The sequence below is a fragment of the Pseudarthrobacter sp. NIBRBAC000502772 genome (genome assembly GCF_006517235.1).
In the GTDB taxonomy this organism is placed as follows: domain Bacteria; phylum Actinomycetota; class Actinomycetes; order Actinomycetales; family Micrococcaceae; genus Arthrobacter.
Genome location: NZ_CP041188.1, coordinates 1,230,774 through 1,257,488 on the forward strand (window position 1 = coordinate 1,230,774; position 26,715 = coordinate 1,257,488).

Genomic DNA, 26,715 nt, shown 5'->3' on the forward strand with positions numbered 1-26,715 from the left:
CCGGTATTTCGTCGAAGGAATTTACTTATGCGATGATCTTGAACATTGCTCCGGTGGGGTCGGCCAGCGAGGCGAGCCGGCCGAACGGAGAGTCCTCCGGCCCAGCAATGACGGTGGCTCCGAGCGAAACGGCCTTCTCAACCGAAGCGTCCGCATCTTCGACGTTGAAGTAGACCTGCCAGTTGGACGGAACGTCGGCCGGCAGATACCCGGAGGCGTCCATGATGCCGGCCTTGGCGGAGTCCCCGGCGCCCAGGGTGGTGTACCGGAAGTCCGGTGTATCGCTCATAACATCCGTATCCCAGCCGAACACCTCCTCGTAGAACTTCACGGCGGCGTCGTAGTCCTTGGTGTGGAGCTCGTGCCAGGCGGCGGCGCCGGGCTCGGCTACGAGCTCGTATCCCTTCATCTCGCGCGGCTGCCACACGCCGATTGCCGCGCCGGCGGAGTCGCCGAAGATGGCCATGTGGCCCTGTTCCGGAACATCCATGGGCGGCATGTAGACCTGGCCGCCGTTCGCAGTGACGGCGGACGCGGTGGCGTCGGCGTCGTCCGAGCGGACGTACGTGGACCAGACGTCAGGCATGCCTGCCTGGTCCTCGTCCTTCTGCATAAGCCCGGCCACGGTCTTGCCGTTCTTCCGTGCGGTGGTGTAGCCGCCGTACTTCTCCTCGTCGCCGGTCTCGTATTCCCAGCCGAAGAGTTCGCCGTAGAACTGGCGCGCTTTGGTGATGTCTGAGGTCATGAGGTCGATCCAGCAGGGTGCGCCGGGGGTGATCTCGGGTGCAGGCATGATGGGCTCTTTCTGTCGATGGGTGGCAACAGGAGTGACCCTATGTCCGGGCTCCGACAGTTTCAATGGTTCGGCCCCGGCGGCCTGTGGGCCGGGTTAAACGAAGAAGCCCCGGTCCGCCACCATGTGGCGTACCGGGGTTCCATTCGCGGAAGGTAAGAGATTCGAACTCTTGGTACGGGGTTACCGCACACTAGTTTTCAAGACTAGCTCCTTCGGCCGCTCGGACAACCTTCCCTAACGAGTAGTGTTTCATAGGCAGTTGGCTGCAACAAAACAGAGTCTGCCGTGCGTCCGGTGCACACTGGTTCTGGGGCACGAATCAGCTAGAAAACGGGAGTTCTCCATGAAAGCCGTCTACATTGCAGAACCCGGTGGTCCGGAGGTTCTGGAGGTCCGCGAAGTGGACGCGCCGGTGCCCGGGCAGGGCGAGGTGTTGATCGACGTCGTCGCCGCCGGCCTGAACCGGGCGGACGTGCAGCAGCGCAGGGGCTTCTACCCGCCCCCGCCCGGCGCGTCCGAGATCCCCGGGCTGGAAGTGTCCGGGCGGATCGCCGGCTTCGGTCCCGGCGTCACCAAGGCATTCTCCGTGGGTGACAAGGTGGTGGCGCTGCTGGCCGGCGGAGGCTATGCGGAGCAGGTTGCGGTGCCGGCGGAGCAGGTCCTGCGGATTCCCGACGGCGTTGATGTGGTCACCGCTGCCTCGCTGCCGGAAGTCGCAGCCACGGTCTACTCCAACCTGATCATGACGGCGCAGTTGCAGGCCGGTGAAACTGTCCTGATCCACGGCGCCACCGGCGGGATCGGCACCATGGCCATCCAGCTGGCCAAGGCCTTCGGCGCCAGGGTCGCCACCACCGCGGGAAGTGCGGAAAAGGTGGGGACCGCGAAGGCTTTCCTGGGCGCGGACATCGCCATCAACTACACCGAAGAGGACTTCCCCGAAAGCCTCCGGCGGCAGAACGGCGGCAAGGGCGCCGACGTGATCCTCGACGTTGTGGGTGCCAAGTACCTGGCGCAGAACGTTGATGCGCTCGCGGACTACGGCCGGCTTGTTGTCATCGGCCTGCAGGGCGGGGCCAAGGGGGAGCTGGATCTTGGCCAGCTCCTGCGGAAGCGCGCGGCGGTGGTTGCCACGGCACTGAGGCCGCGCCCGGTGGCGGAAAAGGGCGCCATCATGAACGCCGTGCGGGAATCCGTGTGGCCCCTTATCACGGACGGCCGGATCCGCCCGCTGGTGGCCAAGACCTTCCCGCTGGACCAGGTCGCGGCCGCCCACCGGTACTTCGACAGCGGCGACCATGTGGGCAAGATCCTGCTGGTCATGTAGGCCGGGTAGATACTGAGTATTGCTTTGCGCCGCGGACTGGGTTAGCCTCACTCTATACGCGGTATGCACGGGTCTTGGGGGTCCGTGCATACCGACGCTGACGCCACCGCTAGGAGCATCATGTCCATCCGCCACAGCCTCCTTGCCCTGCTGCAGGACCAGCCGCGTTACGGCTACCAGCTCAGGGTTGAGTTCGAGAACCGCACCGGGTCCACTTGGCCCCTGAACATCGGGCAGGTATACACCACGCTGGACAGACTGGAACGCGACGGCCTGGTCAGCAATGACGGCAGTGACGGCGAAGGCCACGTGGTCTACAGCATCACCCACGCCGGCAAGGCGGAGGTGCGGCACTGGTTTGCCGCCCCCGTGGAACGCAACAACCCGCCCCGGAACGAGCTGGCCATCAAACTGGCGCTCGCGGTCACGCTGCCGGGCGTGGATGTGGAGGCCATCATCCAGGCCCAGCGGGTGGCGTCCATCCGTGCGCTGCAGGACTACACCAAGGCCCGCCGCGACACGGCCGCCAACCAGCGGGCTGCGGATACCGCCTGGCTGCTGGTGCTGGATTCGCTGATCTTCCAGACGGAAGCGGAGGTCCGCTGGCTGGACCTTTGCGAGGCGCGGATGCTGCAGCAGGCGCAGACCGCGGGCCAGGCCGCACCACGCAAATCGTCCAACGGGGTCACTGTGGAAGAGGCTGCCCCGCTCATCGCGGATAGCCGCCGGTGAGCGTCCAGAGGCCGCAGCAGGTCCTGGAGCTCGCCAAGGTCAGCAGGACGTTCGGTGAAGGCGCGACGGCGGTCGCCGCGCTGCGCGAGGTAGACCTCAGTATCAGGGCCGGAGAGTTCGTCGCAGTGATGGGCCCGTCAGGTTCCGGGAAATCCTCCCTCCTGGCGCTGGCCGGGGGACTTGACCGGCCGACGTCGGGCGGTGTCTTTGTGGAATCGACCCCACTGGGCGGGCTAGGACTGAACGAACTCGCCCGGTTGCGCCGCCGCGCCGTCGGCTACGTCTTCCAGGACTTCAACCTTGTCCCCACCCTGACGGCTGCCGAGAACGTGGCGCTGCCGCTGGAGCTGGACGGGACGGCCACCAGGAAGGCGCAACGCCAGGCCCTCGATGCGCTGCGGCAGGTGGGCATCCCGGAACTCGCGGACCGCTTTATGGACCAGATGTCCGGGGGACAGCAGCAGCGCGTGGCCATCGCACGGGCCATCGTGGGCGACCGCCGGCTGATCCTGGCAGACGAACCCACGGGAGCCCTGGATTCCACCACCGGCCACGGCGTGATGGAGGTGCTCCGCGGACGTGCCGATGCCGGTGCGGCCGTGATGCTGGTGACCCATGAGGCTCGGCATGCCGCGTGGGCTGACCGCGTGGTGTTCCTCCGGGACGGCCGGATCGTGGACCAGGCGGCTGCCATGCATGATCCCGCCATGCTCCTCACGCAGGCCGGCCACTGACGTGGCGCTCTCCCTCGACCCGGCGCCCGGCGGGCGCCGGCAGGCTTTCCGCGTCGCCGTGCGGATGGCGCGGCGCGATATCCGCCGCCACAAAGGGCGTTCCCTTCTGATCATTTTGTTGATCATGCTCCCCGTGGCCGCAATGACAGGCGCGGTCACCCTGGTCCAGAGCACCCAGGAAACCGCCGCAGAGCGAGTTCAGTACGAGCTCGGCACCACGCAGGCTCGGTTCCGGCCCATGCCCATGGCCAACGGCGTTATGGTCCAGCACCCGGTCGAAGAGCTGCAGATCACCACCAGCGACTGGGACAGGAAACCTGGCTTCACGGCCACTGATCCGCAGGACGCGATTCCGGCCGGCTACGACGTGCTCACGGAATCCACCATGGACCTCACCGCCGCGTCGGGTGCGGCGGACGTGCGGGTTATGGGCCGCGCGGTGGACGCCATGGCCCCGGCATTTGCCGGAAAATACACGCTGATGGACGGCAGGGCCCCCGAGACTGAAGCCGAGATGTTCGTATCGCCGGGGCTGCTGGAGCGGTTCGGGCTGGAACTGGGGGAAGAGCTTGCGACGTCGGCCGGGACGTTTGTCGCGGTCGGAACGCTCCGCGATGCGGCCTATTCGGACAGCAACTCCATCGTCTACCTCAGGCCCGGCCAGGGCAGCGTTGGCGCCCCGGCACCTGCCTCCACCGGTCCGGCGCCGACCGCGCCGGCCATCACGGCCACCATGTATTACCTGGTGGGTTCCGAGCCGGTGACCTGGAGCCAGGTCCTTGAGGCCAACGCCGTCGGCGTCACCGTGCTGTCCAGGTCCGTGGTGCTGAATCCGCCGTCCCAAGAGGAGCGCGGGCCGGAGGGCGCAGGGACCCCATCCAGCGCGGCGCTGCCGCTCACCACCTACGCGGCCGGGGCGCTCCTGGGCGCCCTCGCATTGCTGGAGGTGGGCCTGCTGGCGGGAGCCGCGTTCGCCGTGGGCGCCAAGGGGCAGGTCCGGGAGCTGGCCCTGCTTGCCGCGACGGGGGCCGAAAGTCCTACCATCCGTTCGGTGGTGATGGCGGCTGGCCTGTGGCTCGGCGGCCTTGGCGTGGTGGCCGGCGCTGCGGTAGGGCTGGCCGCGGCCGCCGGGGTGGTGATCGTGGCACGCCTGAACGGATCGGTCCGTTTCCCGGGATTCCATCCGGACGCTTTGTTGACGGTCCTGGTGATGGTCATGGGCTACGTGGCGTGCCTGCTGGCTGCCTTGGCCCCTGCGCGGCAGGTGGCGCGCCAGGCCGTTCTGGGCGCACTCAAATCGGGGCGGGCGCCGGCGTCGGCCGGCAAGGCGTCCACCGTGGTGGGTACTGTCCTGCTGGGAGTGGCTGCCGTGTCACTTGCCGTCGGCACATGGCTTGCCGTCAGCAGCGAAGACCCTGATGTGTTCTTCTCAAGGACGCCGGTGATTCTCTGGTTCCTGTTGGGCGGCGCGGTACTGGGCGTTGCGTCCTTGGTCCTGTTGACCGGCAAGGTGGTGGCATTCCTTGGCAAGCGTGCCGGACGTCTTCCGCTGGCTGCGCGCATGGCCGCCCGGGACTCTTCCCGCAACCGCGGCCGTACTGTTCCAGCTGTTGCCGCCGTCCTTGCCGCCGCCACCCTCGCCAGTGCCGGCATGGTGCTGGCCGCCAGCCAGCAGGCGAACGAGCAGCAAAACCACTACTGGTCCGCGTTGCAGAACCAGGCAGTCCTGCCGTTATCTGTGTGGCAGCCTCCACTGGCTGACGGAACAATGCCGGACCCACTGCGGATCGACCCCGCAGAGGTGGTGTCCGCCCTGAATGCAGCAGTGGACACCGTCGAATGGACCAGCGTGCTCCGCACGGCCGCCATCCGGAACTGCGACATGCGGCCCGAACTTGCTGACGCGTCGCCAGCGCAAACGCCGACGACGAGCTGCCTGCAATATTCGCTGGCCACACCCGAGGGTAACGCGTGCCCCGTGACCGCCGGCCACCAGCGCGTCCTTGATCCGGAGGATTGGCGCTGCCAGGGAGCGATGCGTCCGTACGAGACGCAGGGAAGTACTAACTCCGTCATCGTCGGAACGGCCGATGACGTGGAAAGGCTGTTCGGCACGGTGCCCACGGCCGAAGCCCGCGACGTGTTGGCGGCCGGTGGCATGGTGGTGACCAACCCCGTGTTCGTCCGCGACGGGCACGCGTCCCTGGTGGCGAAGGACATGCGGAAGCCCGCGCCGGGCAATCCGGCCACTGGAGTCTTCCAGGGCTACGTGGAGACGGGACAGACGGAAGTTGCCGCGGCCGTGCTGGAGCCGGCAGTTAAGGTGCAGTACTACGGCGTAGTTTCCCCCGAGGCGGCAGCGACGGCCGGAATGCGCGTGGATGACAGCGCGCTGCTGGTCCAGTTCAGCGCCTACCCTGATGCCGTCCAGATGGACAAAATGTCCGAAGCGCTCGCCGGAATCTACAAGGACCGCTACGGGACCCCGCTTATCGAGCGCGGACCGGAGCAGGACGACTCGCTGATCCTCTGGTCCATCGTGGGCCTGGGCGCGCTGATCACGCTCAGCGCGGCAGGCATCACCACGGGCCTGTCCATGGCGGACTCGCAGAAGGACCACGTGACGCTTGCCGGCGTGGGTGCGGCCCCGCGTCTGCGGAAGGCGCTCGCAGGTTCCCAGGCGCTGATGACGGCGGGGCTCGGAACCGTGTTGGGAAGTGTTGCCGGGATAGTGCCCGCCGTGCTGCTGGTGACGGCCACCGGGATGGCGCGGACCGCCGTCGTTCCCTGGCTCCAGCTCGCGGCGCTGCTGATCGCGGTGCCGCTCACCGGTGCGGCCCTGGCGTGGCTGTTTACCCGGGCGAGGCTTCCGGTGTCCCGCCGGGAGGTGGGGACCTGAGCGGTACGGCGCGGCAGCTGAGCGGGGGAGCGCCGGAATTAGGTCACACAGTTGGGTCTTTTTGATTGGGCCCAACAGGCCTACCGTGGGGCCTAGGACGCTGTCCGTCCCGGACGGCCGAAATACGGAGGGACCTCTTATGACAACGCATGTTGCCGATTGCAGTGTTACCCGTTGCTCGTTTAATGACCACGAAGGCTGTACGGCCCACGCCATCACGGTGGGCGGAAGCAAAGACCACGCCAGCTGCGCCACGTTCATCGACACGGGCACCCATGGCGGGCTGCCCAAGGTCCTGGCAGATGTCGGAGCATGCCAGCGCTCCGAGTGCATCCACAACGACCACCTGATGTGCAACGCCGCCGAAGTCCATGTGGGCCCCGGCGCTGACAACGCGGACTGCCTCACTTACGCACACGCGTAGCCACGGCTCCCGCACGGGATTAGTCACGAAGGCCTCCGTCCAGGAAACCCTGAACGGGGGCTTTTGTGCGCTCGGCGCCACCCGCTGGCCGTTCACCGCAATGACACACGGCGCGGGCAGAATGCCGCCTCCTCGTTGGTGCGGCGTTGGTAAGGTGCCTTTGAGCAACTCACTGAAGCACCAATTCTCAAGGAGGAGACATGGCCAGCAGGCCTGACGAACCGGTACGTGCAGCGAAAGGAAGCGGCCCACTGACCGCCGATCCGAAGCTTCCGCCAACGGCAGTGGATGAGGCCGTCCGCGAAGCTGAAGACAAGAAATGGACCCCGGCCAAGATCGCCCTGTGGGCAGCCATCGCACTGCTCGGCGGCGTCGCCTGGTTCATGCTGGCCATCGTCCGGGGCGAAACCGTCAATGCGATCTGGTTCGTTTTTGCCTCGGTCTGTACCTACCTGATCGGTTACCGCTTCTACTCCAAGGTGATCGAACGCCTCATCACCAAGCCGGATGACCGCCGCGCCACGCCGGCGGAATACAAGGCTGACGGCAAGGACTATGTCCGCACGGACCGCAACGTGCTGTTCGGCCACCATTTTGCGGCCATCGCCGGCGCCGGCCCGCTGGTCGGACCCATCATCGCGGCCCAGATGGGCTACCTTCCCGGCACCATCTGGATCATCATCGGCGTTGTGCTCGCAGGTGCCGTCCAGGACTACCTGGTGATGTTCTTCTCCATGCGCCGCGGCGGCCGTTCCCTCGGCCAGATGGCCCGCGAAGAACTGGGCGTCATCGGCGGCACGGCAGCACTGATCGCCACGCTGCTCATCATGGTGATCATTGTGGCGATCCTCGCGCTCGTCGTCGTCAACGCCCTGGGCGAAAGCCCGTGGGGCGTGTTCTCGGTGGGCATGACCATCCCGATTGCGCTGTTTATGGGCGTCTACCTGCGCTACATCCGGCCGGGCAAGATCATGGAAGTCTCCCTGATCGGCTTTGTGCTCCTGATGGCCGCGATCATCGGTGGCGGCCTGGTGGCGGAAACCGAATGGGGCTCCGCGTTCTTCACCCTGGACAAGGTGACCATTGCCTGGGGCCTCATTGTCTATGGCTTCATTGCCGCCATCCTTCCGGTCTGGCTGCTCCTGGCCCCCCGCGATTACCTCTCCACGTTTATGAAGATCGGCGTGATCGTGATGCTGGCACTGGCCATCATCGTGGTCCGCCCGGAGATCACTGTCCCGGCCTTCAGCGAGTTCGCCAGCCGGGACAACGGGCCGGTCTTCCCCGGTGCCCTGTTCCCGTTCCTGTTTGTCACCATTGCCTGCGGGGCGCTATCCGGCTTCCACGCCCTGATCTCCTCGGGCACTACCCCGAAGCTGATCGAGAAGGAACGCCAGACGCGCTTCATCGGCTACGGCGGCATGCTGATGGAGTCATTTGTGGCCATCATGGCGCTGGTCGCGGCCATCTCCATTGACCGGGGCCTCTACTTCGCCATGAACGCCCCCGCGGCCCTGACCGGCGGCACGGTGGAAACCGCGGCCGCCTGGGTCAACGGCCTTGGCCTGTCCGGGGTCAACATCAGCCCGGCCATGCTCGCGGAGACGGCAGCCAACGTCGGTGAGCACAGCATTGTGTCCCGGACCGGCGGCGCGCCCACACTTGCCGTGGGACTCGCCCACATCATGCAGCAGTTCATCGGCGGCACGGCCCTGATGGCCTTCTGGTACCACTTCGCCATCATGTTCGAGGCGCTGTTTATCCTCACCGCGGTCGACGCCGGTACACGCGTTGCGCGCTTTATGCTGCAGGACTCCATCGGCAACTTCATCCCGAAGTTCAAGGAGCACTCGTGGCGGCCGGGGGCCTGGCTGTGCACCGCCGTTATGGTGGCCGCCTGGGGTGCCGTGCTGCTCATGGGCGTGACCGATCCGCTGGGTGGCATCAACACGCTGTTCCCGCTGTTCGGCATTGCCAACCAGCTGCTGGCCGCGATCGCGCTGTCCGTGTGCCTGGCCATCGTCGCCAAGCGGGGGAGCTTCAAGTACCTCTGGATCGTGGCGGTACCGCTCGCTTTCGCGGCGGTGGTGACCATCACCGCGAGTTACCAGAAGATCTTCTCGTCGACGCCCGCCGTCGGCTATTTCGCCAACAATGCCGCCTTCAGCAAGGCACTCGCGGACGGCAAGACGGAGTTCGGCTCAGCCAAGAGTGTTGTCGCCATGGAAGCAGTGGTGCGCAACACCGCGATTCAGGGCTGGCTGTCCGTCATCTTTGTGGTGTTGAGCATCATCGTCATCGCCATGGCTTTGGTGGCCACCATCAAGGCCTTCCGCAACCATTCGGCTGGGTTGCCGAACGTTGACAACGAGGACGAGGCCCGGCCGTCGAAGGTCTTTGCACCCGCCGGGCTGATCCCCACACCCGCGGAACGTGAGCTGCAGGCCGAGTGGAACAAGCTGCCGGCCGAGTTGCGGTTCGAAAGGGCAGGTCACCACAAATGAGCCCCGGTCTGGCCGCGGTCGCAACAGGGTTCTGGGGTTTCGCCCGGTACCTCGGCGGCGTGCTCGGTGCTGATGCGTACACCAAGTACCTGGAGCACCACCACGCGGCCGGACATGGGGAACCACCGCTGACGGAACGCGAGTTCTGGCGGGACCGGACGGACCGCCAGGACTCCAACCCGCAGGGCCGGTGCTGCTGACGCTGACTGCCGGCCAGCCTTCATCGGCTGGCCGGCTTCATCAACTGGACTGCCGGTCCTCGGCTCGTGAGAGTATGAACGCATGAGCGATCCGACAGACACTCAGCCTGATGATGTCCCCGTTGAGGGCAGGACCCTCGACAACGGCGAACCGGCCATGCCGGCTGTGCCCATCCCGGCTGGAGCCGTCACCGGCCCCGGCGCTGCACGTCCGGCCACTACCGGCCCGGCGGCGTCGAGCACGTCACTCGGGGGCAAGGCCAAGGGCAGCAACCTGCAGGACCTTGTGGACGAGCCCGCGAAAGTCATGCGGATCGGCACCATGATCCGGCAGCTCCTGGCAGAGGTTAAGTCGGCCCCGCTGGACGACGCCGCGCGCGAACGCCTTGCCGAGATCCACGAACGTTCCATCAAGGAGCTGGAGGACGGGCTGGCACCGGAGCTCGTTGAAGAACTGGAACGGATCAGCCTGCCCTTCCCGGAGAACACCACACCGTCCGACGCCGAGCTTCGGATCGCCCAGGCGCAGCTGGTGGGGTGGCTGGAAGGCCTCTTCCACGGTATCCAGACGGCCATCGCCGCACAGCACGCTGTACGGGAGCAGGCCGCCGCGCAGCTGCACCTGAAGCAGCTTCCGCCGGGCACCATGATCGCCCCTGGCGTGGTTATCGGGGAGAACGGCGAGCCGCAGCGGGCCGCCGCCGGCCAGCATTCCGGTTCGGTGCCGTCAGGCCGGCCGGAGGACCCGGACCACGGTCCCGGCCAGTACCTCTAGGTTCCTGCGTGGGATTCTTTACTGCCGCCCGGCAAGGGCGCAAGGACGATGCTGAGCTGGGCAAGGGCCTTTGGCGCCGTGCCCACGATCGTTTCCACCGTGGCCTGGACCGCTATCACCAGGTCCTCGAAGGCGTCGAAGACGAACAGCTTTATGCGGAACTCGTAGAAGTCGCGAATGAGCTGGCGGGGCTCCTGGAACGTGTCCGTGGTGTTTGCGTCGAGGCCCAGCGACGTTCGCCCAGCGAGGGGCTGGACATTCCCGGGGACCTGGCCGGTGTGCACCGGTCGTTGTCGAAGGCAGGCAATTCACTGGCCACCACTGCCGAGGCTGCAGCCATGCTGCGGCTCGCCGTCGGTCCCGTCCCGGTGGGGGCGGCCTCGGTACGCCGCCGCGCGGAATCAGTGTTTGAGCAGGTGGCCGACGCCGAACGCCGGCTCGCCGAGGATGCCGCCGCCGGCGGCCAGCCCGAAAGCCGTTCCGGCTGAGCGGTATTTCCGGCTGAGCCTCAGGCGGCGATCCGAGCCTGCTCTATGGCAACAGCGTCGATAACGGCCCACGATTCCTCGGTGCCGCAGTTCCGGCTGGCGAAACGTTCGGCGTCCTTCAGAGAATCGAAGCTTTCACTGCTGATCCGGCCGCTATCGGCGTCGAAGTACGTAACGTGAAATTCCTGTGCAAGTTGGTTTTCCATAAATCCAGTCTGCAACCGGGGTCTGACATTAACCGTTCATCAGTCCCGCGTGTTGCCCAGGCGTAGCACCCGCTCCTGCGCGAGCATGGCCGAACGTTTGGCCTTGTCGGCTGCCCGGGCCGCCTGCTTGGCCTCGGCGGCCGCCGTGCCCAGGTTTTTCCTGGCGCTGTCCAGCTGCTCCTCCGCGGCTTTGAGCCGGTCGCGGAGCTCACGTGTTTCACGGGTCAGGTCCGCGACTTCGGCCTCCGTGTCCGCCAGCTGACTTTGCCGGTCCGCGGCCAGCCGGGCGGACGCCTCTTCGGCTGCCATGGCCTCGCCCAGGGCAGCGTTGGCTTTCTCCAGCGCCGAGGGGGACGCCGGCCGCGGAGTCTCCCGGACAGCCTTGAGGCGCGGCTGGTCCGCGGGTTTGCGCGTGCCGGGTTCCGCCGTCGTCTGTTCTTCCTCTGCTTCTTCCGGCACAGTGGCCGGTTGCTGTTTGGGACGGCCGGGTGTGGTGGCGCGCGGCGCCGGCACGGCCGCGGGCACCGCTACGGCCCCATCGAGATCAACCGTGTCCACGCCGTCGGCGGACAGCGACTGGACCAGCAGTCCGCTTTGGACGGCGGCAGTGGCACCTTCGTCGGCGGTCATCGCCTGCAGGGTGCGCTCGACGTCGGCGGCGATGGTGGCGCTGATGCTGCGCCCCTGGCGTTCTGCAACGGCGCGGGCGGTCTCGACGGCGGTCGCCAGCAGGGTGCGGCGCTCCCGCGCCAGTTCCCGGAGGGCGGCGGCGTCGAGGGATGCCTGGGCCGACCGCATCCGTTGGCCGAGCTCGGAAAGCTGCGCGAGCACTCCTGGCTCATGGATGGCCAGCATGTTGACCGCCCAGGCCGCCGCTGACGGTTTTGGCAACGCCTTGACGGCAGCCGGGAGATCCTTCCCGGAACCGGCGGCTGCCTTGGCTGCGGCGGTCCGGGCAGCCACAAACTCCTCGATAGGCAGGGCGTACAGTTCGAACGCGATAGCCGTCAGCGCCTTGTCATCCATGCTCGCCATCATAGGGGGCGGGCTCCGGAGCCGAAGGGTCTGTGTGCCGCCTAGACTGGCCGCATGAGAAGAGTGTGGGGGCTCCTTGTCCGGCCGGCCGTTCTGATGGTGGCAGTCTGCATCCCGGTTGCCGGCTGCTCGAACGTCTGTCCGGCCATCGGGTGGGTCAACTCCATCACGGTTGAACTGGCGGGTGACGTCTCGCGTGTGGATACCGTGCAGCTGTGCGCCGATGGCGCTTGTTCGGAGTTGCGACCGGAGCCTGGGACGGCAGCACCGCGCATTGTCGTGACAACACCGCTGGATGCCAGGGCTCCGCACACCCCGGAAGCCCAGCCCACCATGGCCCCGTTCTACGCTGAAAGGATCGACGCCGATACCTGGCGGTTCACCGTCAGCATGAGCTCTCCTGACCACGTGACCGCTAAAGCGCTGTCTGCCACGGGCGACGTCCTCGCCGAGAAGGAATCCGACCTGGACTGGAAGCGGGTGGGCGGCTCGGCTCAGTGCGGCGGTCCCGTGGAAGCTTCGCCGGTCGAGCTCACGGTCAGGCCGCGGCTCTAGTCTCCGTTCAGATCGAAGTCCAGGTCCAGGTCCTCCGGGGACACGAGCGTCCGCCACGTCGACTTCACCCGGGCGGTGGGTAGTTCTGCGGCGATGGGCATCCGGTCAACGGCCACTAGCTGGTCCAGATCCAGGCCGGTGACGGCGGCGATATCGCGGACGGGGACCTGAAAGGTCCGGAACGGGCCCAGGGGCGGAGCCTCGTCCACGGCGCCCGGGCGGGGCACATCGGGCAGGTCGGCCAGCTGTGGTGTCTGGTCCACGATGTAGCCGGTGGCCGCAAGCTCCCCGTCCTGGAGGAATGCGGCGACCTTGAAGAACAGCAGCGGAATCTCCACGCCGCGGTACACCGGGTCACTGTCCCCGAAAATGGGTCCGCTGAACACGATCAGCCGCCGGCCGTGGTCGGCGGCATGCTCCAGCAGGTAGGACTCCAACCCGAGCCACAGGTCCAGGCTCTGGTTGAACTTCGAAGCCTGGGGCACGGCGTTCGTGTAGTGGAACGTGTCCTCATTCGCTTGGGCGGCCTCCTGCCGGGTATCACCCCAGACGGCTGAGGCGCGCCGGACCAGGTGTCCCCTATCAAGGTCGTTCCGGGCGTAGAGCTGCTCACCGGTCTGCTGGTCCTCGGCCAACCTTGGATCCAGCTGCCATTGGATCCCGGATCGGTCCAGATCCATCAGCTTCTCCCCGTCGATGCCGAGGGCCGTGACGGCGGCCAGGCGCTTGTCCAGCCGCATGAGCACCGAGAAATGGGTGTAGGGCAGCAGGATCGTTTTCGTGTCGGCCAGAATCGGCACAGGAACCTGTACACCCAGGAAGGTGACGTCGTACCCCGACCGGTTCGACAGATCGCGTGCAGCAGCAGAACCCGGTACCAGCAACAGTTCGTCCATGGCCGGACATTAGCAGTGGAAGATGACGGCGGGATGAATTTCGGTGGACCACAGGGAAACTGCCGTCGGCGTCCCAGCTCAATGCGGCGGGCTGTCGAAGGGCTTAACCAGCGAAAAACCCCGTATCATCGTCGAAAACAACGACAATACGGGGTTTATCCCGAGCTTCCTATCAGAATCGAACTGATGACCTTTTCATTACGAGTGAAACGCTCGGTATTTAATCCATTCGATTTACTACTGATATGGCGGGAAATATGGCTAGATTCCGCGGAATCTAGGGGAGTTGCAAGGGCTCCCGAACTGACCATGCTGGACTGTGCTGGAATAATCATGGGTAAAGTAATGGGTATAGTTGCTTGTAATGGGTGTCCGGACAGGTTAATATGGATGTATCGGACAAGCCGTTACAAGCAGGGGGAACCAAGATGATCGCCACATGCCACACATGCAACTGGGAAAGCCTCACCTACGCGCACAAGGGCTGGGCCGAAAAGTCCGCCGACAAGCACCAGCACATCTACCACCGCGGGCAGTCGAACATCATCGCAATCAAGGATGCGAAGTGACTGAGCAAGAGCCGACCCACACTGACTGGGAATGGGTCAAAGAAGTTCTGGCGGTCAAAGAGCGCGCCGCAATGTTGGAACTCGTCCCGTCGCAGGATGTCAAGTTCCTTCTAGGCGAGTTAGCCAAGTACAAGCGCGGCGCGAAGACGCTCGGGGAGATCATTGAGAAGCAGTGCCGTGATGTCCTCGAAGTCACCGGCCTGCACCACTTAATCAACGAGGACGGCGATGGGGCGTGGGATGTCGTCTGGATGCGCCTGTTCGAGATGCGCGAAGAATTGAAAGACCTGAAGGAATCGACCATCGCACGCGAACGGAAGCGCGGCGACGCGTGGCGGGACCGGGCGCAGGAAATGGATTCCCGGGCGCAGTCGCTTGAGGCCGAACTCCAGGCCGCAAAGCCGCAGCAGATTACAACCGCTGTAGAACTCGCCGCGCTGCCGAGGTTTACCGTGATTCGTTCCGCCGAGGGATCTGTGTTCGAGCGGCAAACGATGTGGCATGAAGCGGGAAGCCGTGACCTCAAGTATTGGACAGACATCGCACTTCCCGCGACAGTACTGCAGATGGGGTGGGGCGAAGAATGATCAACGAACCGGCTGAAACCGTCATCCGCGACTCGTCGGGGCATGTCCTAGATCGGTGGGTTGAGTCGGATAATGACGATGACCCATGCTGCGAAGAGTGCTGGGCGTGGGCGACTGGCGCGGATGTAGATGAGCAGACCAAACAGTCCGCGCTCCAGGACGCCATCAACGCGGCCCACGAAAGGCAGCGGTGGGCGCGACAAGGCGTCTTCCTAAGGAAAGAGAAAGAGAGACGAAACATGATCCCGGATGAAGCAGTAGAAGCCGCTCTAGCGGCGTGGGGTGGATGCCCCGTTGGTACCTCGCCGAAAGAGCAAGTTATTAGGATGCTGGAAGCTACTGCCCCCATAATCTTGTCGCACGAAGCTGACCGTGCGCGACTGGAGCGGATCGAATCTCCATGGGGCAACCGATGATCCCGAAGCAAGCCATCATCGCCGCCAGGGAAGCTATGCGCGAGGTCACCCCACCGCCCGGTGTGAGTAAGGCCGACTGGCTGGCTGAGTATGGGTCCGTCGCGCTCATCGCAGGAGCCATTGCTGCGGCAGCCCCGTACATCAAAGCGCAAGCGATAGACAAGGCTGTGGAGGATGCCGAGGGGCTAGGCATGGAAGAGGTCCCGGTGCACTCCCTCCGCTTTCGTGCGGACTGCTATAGGAATATAGGCGCCAACCTCTATGGGGGCAAGGCGTGATCTCTGACGAGGCAATAGAGGCTGCCGCTGAGGCCTTGGTCGGATCCACGCTGGGGGACCGCGACGGTATCAAATGGGAAGAGTTCTTTGAAGCAGCCCGCCTAGCCCTCAACGCAGCCGCTCCATACCTTATGGCTCGAGCTTTTGATGAGGGCCAGAAGTCGGGGATGCGGCATGCTGACCGACTTGTAGCTGCGGCAAGGATCGGCAAGCCTGAACTGCCGGGGCCCATAAGCCCTAACGCCTATAGGCCAACCCTATGAGTAAGGGCACGAAGATGCGGTACATCCGCATCCCCGACGAGTTGTGGGACCGCGTGAAAACCGAAGCCGCACAACAAGGCACCAACGTATCCGACCTGATCCGCGGGATGCTGCGGGAATGGTTGGGGAGTAAGGAGGGGGAGAAGTGAACCAGGACAAGCCGAATGATGGGGGCAGGGCAATGGATTTGAGCGCCGAATACGCCGCAGCGCTAGACCATCTCGGAGAAAAGCGGGCCGAGTTCGACTTCCTAAAGGACGCACACAATGCGCTCCTCGACAACCCCAGCGCGGCGGATGCCAACCTCGCTGCGGCGAGGCGCCTCATGGATGTTGCATGGAAAGCATCATTCGCGGCGGCGCGAGCCAAGGAAGAAGCCGAGATGAAACTCAACTTAGAATGGGCGGCGACGCGATGAGCGAATTACCTAAAGCCCTGCGGGATCTAATGCACGAGCAGATAACCGCCGCACAGCAGGACGGCATGCGGCTGGGCAGTAGGTTCGGCGCGAAGACCCTGCGGGATATTGCGGACGGACTTGATGGTGAGCCGAACATAGCCCCCGATTACATCCGCGGAATGCGCGATGCGGCAATCTTTATCGAACGCTTTGCCGAGGACATCGACCGGGCCGGGGATGCCAAGTGACCGCCCCCGCCCCGGACTTCGACGCTGCACGGGAGGCGTACGAGGCGGCGCGGCTTGACTTGAATCGGCTAATCATCAACCCCGAGAAGCACCTGACCGTCAAGCAATATCGGACACACCTACTCGCGCTGGCCAACGTCGTGGATGCCGCACACAATAAGATGCTGGAGGCGTGGAAGTGACTATCACCGAGTTCCTGGAGGCGCGCATTGAAGAAGACGAGATGCGGGCTGGTAGTGGCTGGGCGCGGCTCGGTGACACGCGCTGGGAGACGGACAACTATGGGCGTGACACCCTAACCCCATCCGCCGTCCTAGCTGAGTGCGCGGCTAAGCGGGCGATCCTCAAGGAGCATGAGATTGACCTTCACATGAGCCAGCCCTATTGCGATACCTGCGCCGAGTGGTGGGCTTCGGAACTTGGCGAAGGTCCACCGCCCGTAAAGTTCCCATGCCCGACGATCCGCGCCCTCGCCGCCGTCTACAAGGACCACCCGGACTATCAGAAGGAGTGGAAGCAATGACCCGCGGCAAGGGCGAGGGCTCGGTGTACAAGCGCGCCTCTGACGGCCTGTGGTGCGTGCGAATCGAACTGCCGCCGGGACCAGGAGGGAAGCGACGGACGAAGGTGGTTTGTCGGCGCGAGAAGAAGGACGCGCTCGAACAGATGGACGCACTCAAAGCCGAGCTCAAAAAGCACGGCAACCTACCCACCCGTAGCCTGACCGTTGAACGCTGGCTGCGAAAGTGGATTGACGAGATCGCGCCCAAAGAGATCCGGCCGAAGAGTTACGCCGCGTACAAGAGTACGGTGGACGGCTGGCTGATCCCGCTACTTGGCCGGCACAAGATTGACAGCCTCAACGCGGATCACGTCCGCGAAATGTTCAAGCACATCGCCGCGACACCCAAGAGCCAGAAGCTCAGGGGAGTGGACCCGAAAGACTGGCCCGAGGGAACTGTCATGGTCGGGGCTGACACCGCGATCAAGTGCCACGCCGTGCTTAGTAGCGCGCTCAAGACTGCCATGCGCGAGGGGAAGGCGACACGGAACGTTTGCGAGATGGTGGACCCGCCGCGGAAAGCGAAGGTTGCGCAGGGATCTCTAACCGCCATTCAAGCACGCCAACTCCTGACCCACCTGACGACCCGTGAGGACTGCGCACTATGGTCGGCGTACATTCTTACCGGAGCCAGGCGCGGCGAGCTCCTGGGGCTAGAGGTGGACCGCGTGAGTGATGTTCTGGACCTGAGCTGGCAACTGCTCAGGATTACCGACATCACCACGGCGCCGGCTGACTACGAATACCGGCATCAACAGGGCACGATGTACTTGACCCGCCCGAAATCCAGGAGCGGCACACGAGAAGTCCCGCTCGTGGAACCGTTGCGCTCCATTCTCGCGCTGCACATGCAGGGGATGACTGACGGGCTCGTGTTCACTCGGGAAGACGGTTCGCCATGGGATCCAGACACCGCAACAAGGACGTGGGCGAAGGTACTCAAGGAAGCCGGGATGCCCTCTAACGTCGTACTGCATGGCGCCCGACACACTGCGGTAGAAATGATGAGTGCGGCCGGGGTTAGTTGGGATGACATCAAGGATCTCGTGGGCCACTCCACTGTGCAAATGTCGCTCGACTACCGGAGCAAGCCAGACCAAGCCAGGCTCACCGCGGCGATGGAGCTCAATAGCCGGATGCTCGAAGGGTGACGCGCCCCCCGATGGCCCCCATATCAGTGCCGTCGGGGGCCGTCTTGGTCCTAAGCGACCCTAGCCCATGTCTTCCCGCGGATGGCAAAGTTCATTCCAGATGTCGAGACTCCATACGCCTGGGCTAGTTCCCTATGGGAGAACTTGCCCGTTGCATAAGCGGCCCTAGCGGCGCGAACGTCGGACTCGGTCAACTTATGAATGCCCTGTCGTTCCCCGTGAGCGCTGCGATTCTTTTTCGCGGCGTCTTCCGAGTTCTCTTTAGGGGTTCCGGCGAATAGGTGCGCGGGGTTAATGCATGGCGGGTTGTCGCAGCGGTGGCAAGCAAACCGCCCATCGTCAAGAGGTCCGACCCACGCGAGGTATGCGATGCGGCTAGCATGGTTGGTTTTATTGTTCCCGACGCTGACCAGTCCGTAGCCGCCCCTATTGCGCCCACCGTCCCATTCCCAGCAGGGTCCAAGTTCCGTCCGGCGTAACACTTCCGTCCAGCCCGTGTACTCCAGGCGCTCGGCAAGGTCAGCGTCCCGTGGCGTGCGCAGCGTAACGCTCGGGTCGCCGTGCCGCCTGAGTCGGGTGTAGTGCCTGTCGCACATACTCTTTGCGGTATTAGGAAGGTCGCATCCGTCGACCTTGCAGGTGCCTCGAAGTTTCGGGCCAACGCGGACGTAGTGCACATAGCATTTGCCGCGGAAGTAAATCTTGCGGGCGCATTCATCTGTGGTGCATGTAGAATCTGTCATATCGGCACTCCCTTATGTGTCGGTCACGCTCCCGGATGCCTGCAAGCATCGCGGGAGTTTCTAATACCTTAATTGTACCTTGAAATCAAACAGCCCCCACCCTCAAGTCGAGAGTGGGGGCCTTTCTTTGCGTTAAGAGCCGCGTACCGTTCGGGCTGCACGGATGACTAGCGCGAGTAGATCCTCATCGAGCGCCAGGCAGATTACTTCCAGATCGTTTGCCGTGAATGAACTCTCATTTCGCAGCCGCTTCGAGATGTAACTTTGCGACTTGCCCGCCAAGACGGCGAGCTGGGAACCGCTAACCCGGTGCCGCGTCATGGCAAGGCGGACTTCGTCACTGATGGCGACGGCAAACTTGCCGGGCTTCGGCTCGGATCCACGGGGCACGTCCGCCATGCTATCGCTCCAATACGCTAAACAACCCTCTGACCTGCATCGATGCTCTATATATCGCGAATGAACCTATATAGAGCAGGTCTAACAGGAAACGCTACCCTCCAGTAGCTCACGCAGGCAATGGACTAGGTTCATCCAGCCATTTTATATAGGGTAGTTTTGTCCGAAACGAGCACCAAAAAGCACGCATCCTATATGTCGGATACGTGCTGTAAGGTTCGAATACATTTCCGAACAACCTGCCTGGGGGCACCATATGAAGCAAGCGCACATCGAAGCTATGACGGTTCGCGAATTCGGCAATGAAGCCGTTATGCGTGGCGTAACTCCGTCTGCTCTTCTGGCTGGATCCGGGCCTCTGCGCGCTGCATCAGAACCATTGGAGTCAGCCCCAGGACTTCCGCAACCCTAAAGAAGGTTGGCATCGGCATTGACTGGTGCCCCTTGAGGTAGCGGTTCATTGCAGGGCGACCGACGCCGGCAGCCTCTGCAAGTTCCGACTGGGTCATGTCGCGCTCCACGAGCTCTACCTTGATCTGAATGGCAAGCGCCGCTTCTAGACGTTCTCCGTAGGTGTTCATACGGACAACGTTAGTTGCTATGCCGTACTACATGCAACAACTTGAGCAAATCTTTACCATATCGGATACATAAATCACAAATCCTTGACAAACACTTGAGAAGTATCCGTTTCGGGGTTGCGTGTATCGGATCGGACACATACAGTGTTCCTATGACTACAACACAGGCCGCTGGGGCCAGTGCGGCAGACGCAGAGATTGCCTCCCGCATAACCAACGCACTCATCGTAAAAAACATCTCAGCCCGGCACGTATCGGACCAAACCGGCATCAGCTACCCAACATTGCGAAGAAGCCTAAAGGGTGGACGAAGCCTCACCTTCCTAGAGTTCCACAAGATTTGCGGAGTAATCGGAGTCCCGCCCTCCTCGCTCCTCCCGGACTCACTCGCAGACCGGAGCGCAGCCTAATGGCACAGATCAGTTACACGGTAGCCGAAGCCGCGAAAGCCGTAGGACTCTCAGAGAGAAGCGTCAGAGACGCAATCAAAGACAGTTACCTCACCGCAAGATTTTTCAACACGAAGGCCCTGATCCGGCACGAAGACCTCGAAGCCTGGATCGATAAGCTCCCTTCCGAATCACCCCGCTAGTCCCGCACCACCCAGCCGCAGCCTAAGCGCCGGCCACCGCAACACCGTCGCCCGACTCAGGGCAAACACACCCCCATCCACCCCTACTGACTTTTTAGTCGGAGGTTTTCCCGTGCTACTCCATGCCCTTTTGCAGGAGGCGCTCGAAGGAATGGACAAGAAGTCCGCCGTCGATCACCTCCATGAACTCTTCCCTACTAACTCGAAGTCGTTCTTCAACCGCAACTATCTGCACATCCTCACGCTGGACCCCATCGGACTATCCCGAATCTTGGGCCACAGCGACCCCACCGCCGACAAGGCAATCCGCAACATCGAACGGAGCGCAGCAGCATGACCATCACCCAGGAAACTCGCATCGAGTGGACGGGCAACATCCAGGTTCACCACCCCGTCACGGTCCACGCAACAGCCAAGGCGTTCGCGGTGATGTGTGCGTGACTGACGGCGACAACTGCAAGATCAGGCCCGGAACCTGGGGGCTCTACATCCACCACGACTGCGAGGCGCACAAGTACGACACGTACCCCGAGTACATCCCCTGCACGTTCGACTCACGAGATAAGAGCGCCGCATGAAGGCCGCCGCCCTAGAGGACACCACCTGGTCCGAGGACGCCGTAGCAACCATCATCGGCATCTCCCACACGCAGGAGATATTCACGGCCGACGACCTCGCTAGGGAACTCCGCAAGGCACCCTTCCCCAACGCGGTAGGCATCGCATTCAGTCAAGCACGCCGCGCCGGATACATAGAGCCGGTCAGCTACACCACATCAAGTCAGACCGCCCGCAAGCACGGAGTTGTGCGGACGTGGCGCCGCAAAGTCAACGAAGGGTTCTCGCTGTGAACTGGACACATTTCCTCGGCCTCGTCCTCTGTATCGGCTTTGGTGTCGCCGCACTCCGGGCCATCCGCCTTGATCGCGCCGACGAGTACCACCTTATGCACGGACCCAAGTCCGGCTGCGTCGATTGCGCGGCGAAGTAATGACCGCCGTAGCTCTGGACATCGCCGCAATCGTGGGTGAAATGGAAGACCAGCCATGCGAGAGCTTGCAGCACGGCGTGGTGGATGAATTTCATGACGACGGCCCCGCTACACATTATGGGCGAGTCCACTGCCAGTCATGTGGCCTCGATGTTATCAAGTCATACTGCGCACAGTTCATCCGGTGCGTCTTCATATTGCCAACTTCTGAGTGCATCTGCGGGGCATCGTTTCCCACGCCTGAACTGGTGACGATCCTAGGTCCGGTCAGGCCATGAACCCGGATCGCTACCTAGAAGAACCCGAGCCCACCGATTACGAAGCGCTCGACGCCGAGCAAGATACCCGCGCCGCCGATGATGCGGACGCAGCCCGAAAGGAACGATCATGACCACCAACACCCACGCCGCCCCCTGGACCCTGACCCGCTACATAGCTGACCTGTTCTCGCCGCCCACCAAGCGTGACAAGGATTTCGCTGTCATCATGTCCGGTCGCGAGTCTGCGGCCCGAGCTCTATTTAGCGAGCAGGTAAATGGATCGAAGCTCGACATGCTCGAATACGACAACTCCCCCCTCCTCCGCGGTGGCTGGCTCGCTGAGGCTGACCGGCGGATTGCGGGCGGTGTGAAGGTGGAGCTGTCCGAACTGCTGATCCTGCGCCACTGGGGATACACGCCCGCCGAATGGGTTGCGCTGCCTAACGAGGTACGTGCGGCCAAGAGGGACGGCTATTACGAGGCGAAGGGGTTGGGGGCATGAGGGAGCGGGACCCTATCGAGAATGCCGACCAGCCTCCCGAAGTTGACATCCACGGCGGCCGGGACAAGCAGCTACCGCCCGCCGAAGCCGCAGCGACTCGCATCCGTGAGTTCGTTTCATGGTTCGGCGACGGGCAGGTCTATACCGGCGACGTCAACAGCCCGCCGCTCTACGCCCGAGACCTCGAAGCCCTCGCTCGGAACATATTGGGGCAGCCATGATCCGCACCGAGTACGCCGCCCGCCTAGCAAGTGGCTTGATCTACCTCAAGGACTGGTCAGCACCGTTCGTCGCCAAGTTCGTAACCGACATGGCCCCGATCACCCCCATCCACATGGTCACCCGCACATGGGTTGGCGACGTGCATTCGGATTGGGAGCGTGCGGCGTGAAGGCGCTCGAACTCACCATCTACCCGCCGATCCATCGCCCACGCTACGGCTACGGAATCGACCCCTACCGCGAGCAGTGGAAACGGGAACGCAATATCATCGAGGCCAAGCGCCTCACGGACGCCGAACTTGCCGCCGAGTACTGGCGGTCTACGTGGGACGCCCAGAGCTGCTACCACGACGGCAGCGACGAGGACATAACCGCAACCCGCAAAGAATACGAAGCGCTCGAACGTTTCGCAACCCTCCCCCACTACGACGAGGACCCAAGATGACCATCACCGACCTGAACGCACTATCCGCCGAACTCACCGAGGCCACGCAGCAGGTCGAGGGTGCGACTGAGCAGGTCCGCATTACGGGGCTTGTTTTTGAGTATGATGCGCCGCTGCCCCCGCTCAAGCAGCACCCGCGCACCAAGCTATGGGAACCGGCGTCGGTTGGGTTCAGGGATCTGCCTGAGGCTGGGTCATGAGCCACCTAAGCGGCTTCGGACTGCCGGGGCGGGTGAAGCCACGCAAGCGACACCCCATGACCCCCCGCCAAGCCCAGCGTCTCCGGTTCGGGATCCTCGCCGCACGCCACGCACTCGAACGCGACCGGCTCACCGACGACCAGGTTGACTACCTCGAAAACTGCCGCGACATCGGCTGGCGGAAAGAGGACGCATGGAAGGCGTACCGGCGGGAAGCGATCAACTTTCAAAGGAGGCGGCATGCCTAATGGACCACGACGCCAAGAAAGAAAACTGGTCAAGGGCGACTAATCGGTACTGCGACTGCCCACCATTCCGGTTTTCGCCAGCGCACAATCACAAGCGCGAGACCAACCCAGACTGCCCGGAACACGGCAGTAACCACGACGGAGCCTAGGCGGGCTCCTTTTTTATTGCCCATAGGGGGACAAATTGACCTTGCATATTTACAACGACGTCGAACAAGGTTCGGACGAATGGCACCAAATGCGACGAGGGATCGCGACCGCCTCAGTAGTGGGGCAGCTCATCACGCCCAAAACAATCAAGCCCGCAGCCAACGACACGTCACGCAGCCTCGCTGCCACGCTGGTAGCCGAGCGCATCACTGGATTCACTGAGCCGTTCCACGAGACCGCAGATATGGAACGCGGCACCTTGGATGAGCCCTACGCCCGAGAGATCTACGCCGAGCACTACGCGCCGGTTACCGAACTTGGCTTCATGGTCCGCGATGACTGGGGATTCAAGATCGGATACTCACCTGACGGACTCGTTGGCGAGGATGGCTTGATTGAGATCAAGTCACGCAAGCAGCGGATCCAGCTACAGACCATCCTTGACGATGAAGTGCCGCTGGCGAACATGGCGCAGATCCAATGCGGACTACTCGTCTCCGGGCGTAAGTGGCTGGACTACGTGAGCTATTCCGGTGGGATGCCGCTCTACGTCAAGCGGGTCCTGCCCGACCCTAAGTGGTTCCACGCGATCTTCCAGGCTGTCGATGCCCTCGAAGAATCTGCCGCCACAATGCTCGACACCTACACGGCAGCCATCGATGGCAGGCCCGCAACCGAACGCATAGACCACTTCGCAGAACTGGAGTTCACCTTCTGATGGATATTTCAAAGGCACTACTAGCCAAGTCGGACCAGCTGAATGCGGCCGACCTGACCGGAGCCCCAATCGTGGCGACCATATCGGCGGTGGTTGGCGAGCCGACTAAGCCGATCATCGAACTCGAAGGCATGGATGGCCGGCCCTGGAAACCCGCAAAAGGGATGCTTCGGGTGATCGCTAGGGGTTGGGGCACTGAGACGGATGCATTTGTTGGCCGTCGCGTGAAGCTCGTCAACAATCCCGAAGTGATCTACGCGGGCGAGAGGGTCGGCGGCGTCGAAGTTGTCGCAATGTCACACATCGACGGCGCATTTACCATGCCGGTCCGCATCAGCCAGAAGAAAGTAAAACAGCACACCGTAGAAGTGCTGTCCGAGCCGCCGACCGAGCCTTGGATAGCGCAGTGGCAGGCAATCAAGAACGCACTCACCGCCGCCGGGTATGAGGGTGACGGGCCAGCGATGCTCGCCACGGCCGGGCAAGTCATCGGCGCCGCATGGGAACACCCGAACAAGATCAGCGCCGAGGATGCGCAGAAGATTCTTGCGGTAGTACGCGAAGACAACCATCAGGAGCAGACAGCATGACCAACCACCGCACCACCGGCAACGTGTCCGTCTCGGTCCTCGCCGGCCACATCAAAGCCACATCCCAGCCGATCCACCCGGAAATCGGGCAGCAGGTCAGCATGGGTGACGGGCTTTACTTCTCAATCACCCCGGCCATTGCTAAGCAGTGGATCGAAACCCTAACCCCCATTGCAGAGGAACGCACCGCATGACCCGCATAATCACCATCTACACGCAGCCATCCTGCCAGCCATGCAAGGCGACTAAGCGCTGGTGGGATCGGCGCGGCATCCGATACCAGGAAGTAGACATCACCACCAGCCCGAAGGATGCCGAAGCGATCCGAGCCCTCGGATTCAAAGAAGCACCCGTCGTCATCGTCTCGACCGGCGACGCGGAAACCGACCTCATGTGGTCCGGTTTCGACCCGAACAACCTCACCAAATACACCACAACGGAAGCAGCATAGACATGGCAGACATCAAATTCACCGGGAATGTTGGCAAGGACGCGGAACTCAGATTCCTCCCCTCGGGCCGTGCTGTGCTCAACTTCAGCGTGGCCGATTCCAAGTCCAAGAAGCTCGATAGCGGCGAGTGGGAAACGCTCGCTGAGCAGTGGCTCGACTGCGCTATATGGGGCGAACTTGCAGAGTTCTACGCGGAGAAAATCCGGCGTGGCGCCCGCGTCACGGTCTACGGCGACTTTATGTCCCGCAAGTACGAAGCCAAGGACGGATCGAAGGGGACCAGCCTGGATGTCAACGTGAAGGGCGTGGAAATCTACCCGCCAAAGAATGGCGGCGGTTCTAGCCAAAGCGGCAATCGCTCGAATGGTGGTTCCGTTGGTTCTAGTGCGCAAGAAGACCCGTGGGCGACTCCCGGCGTATCCAACGCGGGCGGCTGGGGTAACAGCCCTGCCACTGGGGAGCCTCCGTTTTGATCGCCCGCTACGAGATGGCGCACCTGTTGTTCATCACGGACAACAGGAGGGCTAGGGACGCTGAACGGGAGTGGCGCGACGCTGAACCTCAGCACCTTCTCCCGTATTACGTCATGGCCGATGCGCTCATTGCGGCCGGATGGGAGAAGCCATGAAAACCAAACCCAAGGGCATCCACGCCAATTTCCGCACAACCTGTGGATGCGGCGCCGAGATCACCATCACGAACGGGCGCGTGGACTTTCACGAGTGCGAACGAATCACCGGGACGCTCGATGAAGTCCTAGCCGCGCTCGACAACCGACAGGAACCATAATGGCAACCATCAAACCCCTGCTCGCAAAGATCCTCATCCAGGTAGGCGCCGACGAGCCCAAGGAAATCGGCACCATCGAGATTCCGATCAACGTCTCCATTCCCGGGCCGAGCGTAATTCACCGATATGACACAACGATCAACGTATCAACCCAGACCCCCGAAGTGATCGCGGCAGAAGTCGCGAAGAGATTCAAGCCCCAACCGTAGCAATCCGCACTCCCCAAGCCGCGCACACCGCGGCTTTTTTCATGCCCGAAACAGTGCCCGGCGCCCGACCCTCACCCGGTTGGGCGCCGCTGGCCAGTACCAGGAAGGACCATCCGCCATGAGCGACGCCAAGTACACCGAACTCGCGCAGCAAACAAAGTACCTCGCCAACTTCCGCGCCTACCGCAACGAGGCCAAAACGAGGCGCGATGAAGCGATAGCCGAAGAAGAAGAGACCATCCAAATGGAGACTAAGCGCATCGAGGCGGCAGAAGCTCGGATCCGGGAGCTCGTCGCGGAACTGGGGCTCGCATGAACAGCCCCGCCGCCAACCCGCGCACCAAGGAATGCACCGGCCTCGTGACCTGCCCCGCACGCGCCCACCTACAGGCCTGCTACGTGGCACTGAGGGAGCGCTAGGCATGGCGTATATTTTCCGCGGCACGAACCGCGACATTGACGTTCCCGAGAAGTGCGGCACACGAGCTGGACACGCAGCACACTTCACTGCCGGGACGAAACCATGCAGCCCGTGCAACGAAGCCCATAGCGCCTACATGCGCGATTGGCGGCGGAATAAGA

At 63.2% G+C, this 26,715-nt stretch carries 45 protein-coding genes and 1 tRNA gene; 37 read left to right on the forward strand and 9 right to left on the reverse strand.

Going from position 1 to position 26,715, the window contains the following annotated elements:
- Nucleotides 1–25: 25 nt before the first annotated feature.
- Both NIBR502772_RS05785 and NIBR502772_RS05790 read right to left on the reverse strand, forming a co-directional pair.
- A complete protein-coding gene (locus NIBR502772_RS05785; RefSeq protein ID WP_141139437.1) occupies nt 26–793 on the reverse strand; it encodes a VOC family protein in 768 nt (255 codons plus the stop codon).
- A 149-nt stretch (nt 794–942) separates the two neighbouring features.
- Nucleotides 943–1,030: transfer RNA gene (locus NIBR502772_RS05790), tRNA-Ser, on the reverse strand.
- A gap of 109 nt (nt 1,031–1,139) precedes the next feature.
- On the opposite strand from NIBR502772_RS05790, the gene NIBR502772_RS05795 reads away from it, so the two are divergent.
- The 9 genes from NIBR502772_RS05795 to NIBR502772_RS05835 all read left to right on the forward strand — a co-directional run bounded on the left by NIBR502772_RS05795 (nt 1,140) and on the right by NIBR502772_RS05835 (nt 10,879).
- Nucleotides 1,140–2,123: an NAD(P)H-quinone oxidoreductase gene (locus NIBR502772_RS05795; protein ID WP_141139438.1), complete on the forward strand. Its 984-nt coding sequence runs from the start codon at nt 1,140–1,142 to the stop codon at nt 2,121–2,123.
- A gap of 120 nt (nt 2,124–2,243) precedes the next feature.
- The gene (locus NIBR502772_RS05800; protein ID WP_141139439.1) at nt 2,244–2,855 is read left to right on the forward strand and encodes a PadR family transcriptional regulator; all 612 of its coding nucleotides are present in this window, start codon (nt 2,244–2,246) and stop codon (nt 2,853–2,855) included.
- A complete protein-coding gene (locus tag NIBR502772_RS05805) occupies nt 2,852–3,589 on the forward strand; it encodes an ABC transporter ATP-binding protein (RefSeq protein ID WP_141139440.1) in 738 nt (245 codons plus the stop codon). Before NIBR502772_RS05800 ends, NIBR502772_RS05805 begins: the two co-directional genes overlap by 4 nt.
- A gap of 142 nt (nt 3,590–3,731) precedes the next feature.
- Nucleotides 3,732–6,488 carry a hypothetical protein gene (locus tag NIBR502772_RS05810; protein WP_246848776.1) on the forward strand — a complete coding sequence of 919 codons (2,757 nt, stop codon included), beginning with the start codon at nt 3,732–3,734 and terminating at the stop codon, nt 6,486–6,488.
- Between the two features lie 139 nt (nt 6,489–6,627).
- On the forward strand, nt 6,628–6,912 hold the full coding sequence (locus NIBR502772_RS05815; RefSeq protein WP_104063319.1) for a DUF1540 domain-containing protein: 285 nt from the start codon (nt 6,628–6,630) through the stop codon (nt 6,910–6,912).
- A gap of 200 nt (nt 6,913–7,112) precedes the next feature.
- Nucleotides 7,113–9,416: a carbon starvation CstA family protein gene (locus NIBR502772_RS05820; protein WP_141139442.1), complete on the forward strand. Its 2,304-nt coding sequence runs from the start codon at nt 7,113–7,115 to the stop codon at nt 9,414–9,416.
- Nucleotides 9,413–9,616 (forward strand): YbdD/YjiX family protein, encoded by a 204-nt coding sequence (locus NIBR502772_RS05825; protein WP_141139443.1) that lies wholly within the window; start codon nt 9,413–9,415, stop codon nt 9,614–9,616. The genes NIBR502772_RS05820 and NIBR502772_RS05825 overlap by 4 nt, the downstream gene beginning before the upstream one ends.
- An 82-nt stretch (nt 9,617–9,698) precedes the next feature.
- Nucleotides 9,699–10,391: a bacterial proteasome activator family protein gene (locus NIBR502772_RS05830; protein WP_141139444.1), complete on the forward strand. Its 693-nt coding sequence runs from the start codon at nt 9,699–9,701 to the stop codon at nt 10,389–10,391.
- A gap of 8 nt (nt 10,392–10,399) precedes the next feature.
- Complete coding sequence (locus tag NIBR502772_RS05835; RefSeq protein WP_141139445.1) at nt 10,400–10,879, forward strand: hypothetical protein; 480 nt, start codon at nt 10,400–10,402, stop codon at nt 10,877–10,879.
- 20 nt (nt 10,880–10,899) lie between these two features.
- Here NIBR502772_RS05835 and NIBR502772_RS05840 read toward each other — a convergent pair whose 3' ends face one another.
- Both NIBR502772_RS05840 and NIBR502772_RS05845 read right to left on the reverse strand, forming a co-directional pair.
- Nucleotides 10,900–11,085 (reverse strand): hypothetical protein, encoded by a 186-nt coding sequence (locus NIBR502772_RS05840; protein WP_104063322.1) that lies wholly within the window; start codon nt 11,083–11,085, stop codon nt 10,900–10,902.
- 39 nt (nt 11,086–11,124) lie between these two features.
- Nucleotides 11,125–12,111 carry a hypothetical protein gene (locus tag NIBR502772_RS05845; RefSeq protein WP_141139446.1) on the reverse strand — a complete coding sequence of 329 codons (987 nt, stop codon included), beginning with the start codon at nt 12,109–12,111 and terminating at the stop codon, nt 11,125–11,127.
- 63 nt (nt 12,112–12,174) lie between these two features.
- Here NIBR502772_RS05845 and NIBR502772_RS05850 point away from each other — a divergent pair, with 63 nt between their 5' ends.
- On the forward strand, nt 12,175–12,675 hold the full coding sequence (locus tag NIBR502772_RS05850; RefSeq protein WP_141139447.1) for a hypothetical protein: 501 nt from the start codon (nt 12,175–12,177) through the stop codon (nt 12,673–12,675).
- Here NIBR502772_RS05850 and NIBR502772_RS05855 read toward each other — a convergent pair.
- The gene (locus tag NIBR502772_RS05855; protein ID WP_141139448.1) at nt 12,672–13,571 is read right to left on the reverse strand and encodes a DNA/RNA non-specific endonuclease; all 900 of its coding nucleotides are present in this window, start codon (nt 13,569–13,571) and stop codon (nt 12,672–12,674) included. The two genes, NIBR502772_RS05850 and NIBR502772_RS05855, sit on opposite strands and share 4 nt — an antisense overlap.
- 428 nt (nt 13,572–13,999) lie before the next feature.
- Between NIBR502772_RS05855 and NIBR502772_RS22320 the strand changes: the two genes are divergently transcribed.
- Nucleotides 14,000–14,140, forward strand: a complete 141-nt coding sequence (locus NIBR502772_RS22320; protein WP_168223485.1) for a hypothetical protein — start codon at nt 14,000–14,002, stop codon at nt 14,138–14,140.
- Nucleotides 14,137–14,727 carry a hypothetical protein gene (locus NIBR502772_RS05860; RefSeq protein ID WP_141139449.1) on the forward strand — a complete coding sequence of 197 codons (591 nt, stop codon included), beginning with the start codon at nt 14,137–14,139 and terminating at the stop codon, nt 14,725–14,727. Before NIBR502772_RS22320 ends, NIBR502772_RS05860 begins: the two co-directional genes overlap by 4 nt.
- A 47-nt stretch (nt 14,728–14,774) precedes the next feature.
- On the opposite strand, the gene NIBR502772_RS22325 is transcribed toward NIBR502772_RS05860, so the two are convergent.
- On the reverse strand, nt 14,775–14,930 hold the full coding sequence (locus tag NIBR502772_RS22325; RefSeq protein WP_168223486.1) for a hypothetical protein: 156 nt from the start codon (nt 14,928–14,930) through the stop codon (nt 14,775–14,777).
- Nucleotides 14,931–15,139: 209 nt separating this feature from the next.
- On the opposite strand from NIBR502772_RS22325, the gene NIBR502772_RS05865 reads away from it, so the two are divergent.
- From NIBR502772_RS05865 to NIBR502772_RS05895, 7 genes are all read left to right on the forward strand, one after another.
- Nucleotides 15,140–15,421, forward strand: a complete 282-nt coding sequence (locus NIBR502772_RS05865; RefSeq protein WP_141139450.1) for a hypothetical protein — start codon at nt 15,140–15,142, stop codon at nt 15,419–15,421.
- A 259-nt stretch (nt 15,422–15,680) separates the two neighbouring features.
- Nucleotides 15,681–15,833, forward strand: a complete 153-nt coding sequence (locus tag NIBR502772_RS05870; RefSeq protein ID WP_141139451.1) for a ribbon-helix-helix domain-containing protein — start codon at nt 15,681–15,683, stop codon at nt 15,831–15,833.
- The gene (locus tag NIBR502772_RS05875; protein WP_141139452.1) at nt 15,830–16,102 is read left to right on the forward strand and encodes a hypothetical protein; all 273 of its coding nucleotides are present in this window, start codon (nt 15,830–15,832) and stop codon (nt 16,100–16,102) included. The genes NIBR502772_RS05870 and NIBR502772_RS05875 overlap by 4 nt, the downstream gene beginning before the upstream one ends.
- Nucleotides 16,099–16,332, forward strand: coding sequence for a hypothetical protein (locus NIBR502772_RS05880; RefSeq protein ID WP_141139453.1), 234 nt, complete (start codon nt 16,099–16,101; stop codon nt 16,330–16,332). Before NIBR502772_RS05875 ends, NIBR502772_RS05880 begins: the two co-directional genes overlap by 4 nt.
- Nucleotides 16,329–16,514, forward strand: coding sequence for a hypothetical protein (locus NIBR502772_RS05885; RefSeq protein ID WP_141139454.1), 186 nt, complete (start codon nt 16,329–16,331; stop codon nt 16,512–16,514). Before NIBR502772_RS05880 ends, NIBR502772_RS05885 begins: the two co-directional genes overlap by 4 nt.
- Complete coding sequence (locus tag NIBR502772_RS05890) at nt 16,511–16,855, forward strand: DUF6221 family protein (protein ID WP_141139455.1); 345 nt, start codon at nt 16,511–16,513, stop codon at nt 16,853–16,855. The genes NIBR502772_RS05885 and NIBR502772_RS05890 overlap by 4 nt, the downstream gene beginning before the upstream one ends.
- Complete coding sequence (locus NIBR502772_RS05895) at nt 16,852–18,045, forward strand: tyrosine-type recombinase/integrase (protein WP_168223487.1); 1,194 nt, start codon at nt 16,852–16,854, stop codon at nt 18,043–18,045. The genes NIBR502772_RS05890 and NIBR502772_RS05895 overlap by 4 nt, the downstream gene beginning before the upstream one ends.
- 50 nt (nt 18,046–18,095) lie before the next feature.
- Here NIBR502772_RS05895 and NIBR502772_RS23020 read toward each other — a convergent pair whose 3' ends face one another.
- The 3 genes from NIBR502772_RS23020 to NIBR502772_RS05910 all read right to left on the reverse strand — a co-directional run bounded on the left by NIBR502772_RS23020 (nt 18,096) and on the right by NIBR502772_RS05910 (nt 19,768).
- Nucleotides 18,096–18,788 (reverse strand): HNH endonuclease, encoded by a 693-nt coding sequence (locus NIBR502772_RS23020; protein WP_141139457.1) that lies wholly within the window; start codon nt 18,786–18,788, stop codon nt 18,096–18,098.
- 132 nt (nt 18,789–18,920) lie between these two features.
- Nucleotides 18,921–19,187, reverse strand: a complete 267-nt coding sequence (locus tag NIBR502772_RS05905; protein ID WP_141139458.1) for a helix-turn-helix transcriptional regulator — start codon at nt 19,185–19,187, stop codon at nt 18,921–18,923.
- Between the two features lie 311 nt (nt 19,188–19,498).
- Nucleotides 19,499–19,768 (reverse strand): helix-turn-helix domain-containing protein, encoded by a 270-nt coding sequence (locus NIBR502772_RS05910; RefSeq protein ID WP_141139459.1) that lies wholly within the window; start codon nt 19,766–19,768, stop codon nt 19,499–19,501.
- Nucleotides 19,769–20,177: 409 nt separating this feature from the next.
- Between NIBR502772_RS05910 and NIBR502772_RS23025 the strand changes: the two genes are divergently transcribed.
- From NIBR502772_RS23025 to NIBR502772_RS05990, 18 genes are all read left to right on the forward strand, one after another.
- Entirely contained in the window at nt 20,178–20,360 is a 183-nt protein-coding gene (locus tag NIBR502772_RS23025; RefSeq protein WP_141139461.1) for a helix-turn-helix domain-containing protein, read from the forward strand.
- A 112-nt stretch (nt 20,361–20,472) separates the two neighbouring features.
- Entirely contained in the window at nt 20,473–20,697 is a 225-nt protein-coding gene (locus NIBR502772_RS05925) for a hypothetical protein (RefSeq protein WP_141139462.1), read from the forward strand.
- 94 nt (nt 20,698–20,791) lie between these two features.
- The gene (locus NIBR502772_RS22330) at nt 20,792–20,938 is read left to right on the forward strand and encodes a hypothetical protein (protein ID WP_168223488.1); all 147 of its coding nucleotides are present in this window, start codon (nt 20,792–20,794) and stop codon (nt 20,936–20,938) included.
- Nucleotides 20,935–21,210 carry a hypothetical protein gene (locus NIBR502772_RS05930; RefSeq protein ID WP_141139463.1) on the forward strand — a complete coding sequence of 92 codons (276 nt, stop codon included), beginning with the start codon at nt 20,935–20,937 and terminating at the stop codon, nt 21,208–21,210. The genes NIBR502772_RS22330 and NIBR502772_RS05930 overlap by 4 nt, the downstream gene beginning before the upstream one ends.
- 527 nt (nt 21,211–21,737) lie before the next feature.
- Nucleotides 21,738–22,112 carry a hypothetical protein gene (locus NIBR502772_RS05935; protein ID WP_141139464.1) on the forward strand — a complete coding sequence of 125 codons (375 nt, stop codon included), beginning with the start codon at nt 21,738–21,740 and terminating at the stop codon, nt 22,110–22,112.
- Nucleotides 22,109–22,333: a hypothetical protein gene (locus NIBR502772_RS05940; RefSeq protein WP_141139465.1), complete on the forward strand. Its 225-nt coding sequence runs from the start codon at nt 22,109–22,111 to the stop codon at nt 22,331–22,333. Before NIBR502772_RS05935 ends, NIBR502772_RS05940 begins: the two co-directional genes overlap by 4 nt.
- Complete coding sequence (locus NIBR502772_RS22335) at nt 22,330–22,503, forward strand: hypothetical protein (protein ID WP_168223489.1); 174 nt, start codon at nt 22,330–22,332, stop codon at nt 22,501–22,503. Before NIBR502772_RS05940 ends, NIBR502772_RS22335 begins: the two co-directional genes overlap by 4 nt.
- The gene (locus NIBR502772_RS05945; RefSeq protein WP_141139466.1) at nt 22,500–22,778 is read left to right on the forward strand and encodes a hypothetical protein; all 279 of its coding nucleotides are present in this window, start codon (nt 22,500–22,502) and stop codon (nt 22,776–22,778) included. The genes NIBR502772_RS22335 and NIBR502772_RS05945 overlap by 4 nt, the downstream gene beginning before the upstream one ends.
- Nucleotides 22,775–22,978, forward strand: coding sequence for a hypothetical protein (locus NIBR502772_RS05950; RefSeq protein ID WP_141139467.1), 204 nt, complete (start codon nt 22,775–22,777; stop codon nt 22,976–22,978). Before NIBR502772_RS05945 ends, NIBR502772_RS05950 begins: the two co-directional genes overlap by 4 nt.
- Nucleotides 22,979–23,034: 56 nt before the next feature.
- On the forward strand, nt 23,035–23,226 hold the full coding sequence (locus NIBR502772_RS05955; RefSeq protein ID WP_141139468.1) for a hypothetical protein: 192 nt from the start codon (nt 23,035–23,037) through the stop codon (nt 23,224–23,226).
- Between the two features lie 184 nt (nt 23,227–23,410).
- Entirely contained in the window at nt 23,411–24,094 is a 684-nt protein-coding gene (locus tag NIBR502772_RS05960) for a lambda exonuclease family protein (protein WP_141139469.1), read from the forward strand.
- Entirely contained in the window at nt 24,094–24,684 is a 591-nt protein-coding gene (locus NIBR502772_RS05965; RefSeq protein ID WP_141139470.1) for a hypothetical protein, read from the forward strand. Before NIBR502772_RS05960 ends, NIBR502772_RS05965 begins: the two co-directional genes overlap by 1 nt.
- On the forward strand, nt 24,681–24,878 hold the full coding sequence (locus tag NIBR502772_RS05970; RefSeq protein ID WP_141139471.1) for a hypothetical protein: 198 nt from the start codon (nt 24,681–24,683) through the stop codon (nt 24,876–24,878). The genes NIBR502772_RS05965 and NIBR502772_RS05970 overlap by 4 nt, the downstream gene beginning before the upstream one ends.
- Nucleotides 24,875–25,135, forward strand: coding sequence for a glutaredoxin domain-containing protein (locus tag NIBR502772_RS05975; protein WP_141139472.1), 261 nt, complete (start codon nt 24,875–24,877; stop codon nt 25,133–25,135). Before NIBR502772_RS05970 ends, NIBR502772_RS05975 begins: the two co-directional genes overlap by 4 nt.
- A 2-nt stretch (nt 25,136–25,137) precedes the next feature.
- Nucleotides 25,138–25,608 carry a single-stranded DNA-binding protein gene (locus NIBR502772_RS05980; protein WP_141139473.1) on the forward strand — a complete coding sequence of 157 codons (471 nt, stop codon included), beginning with the start codon at nt 25,138–25,140 and terminating at the stop codon, nt 25,606–25,608.
- A 151-nt stretch (nt 25,609–25,759) separates the two neighbouring features.
- Nucleotides 25,760–25,924, forward strand: coding sequence for a hypothetical protein (locus NIBR502772_RS22340; protein WP_168223490.1), 165 nt, complete (start codon nt 25,760–25,762; stop codon nt 25,922–25,924).
- A complete protein-coding gene (locus NIBR502772_RS05985; protein ID WP_141139474.1) occupies nt 25,924–26,133 on the forward strand; it encodes a hypothetical protein in 210 nt (69 codons plus the stop codon). The genes NIBR502772_RS22340 and NIBR502772_RS05985 overlap by 1 nt, the downstream gene beginning before the upstream one ends.
- Nucleotides 26,134–26,251: 118 nt before the next feature.
- Nucleotides 26,252–26,449: a hypothetical protein gene (locus NIBR502772_RS05990; protein ID WP_141139475.1), complete on the forward strand. Its 198-nt coding sequence runs from the start codon at nt 26,252–26,254 to the stop codon at nt 26,447–26,449.
- Nucleotides 26,450–26,715: the final 266 nt, after the last annotated feature.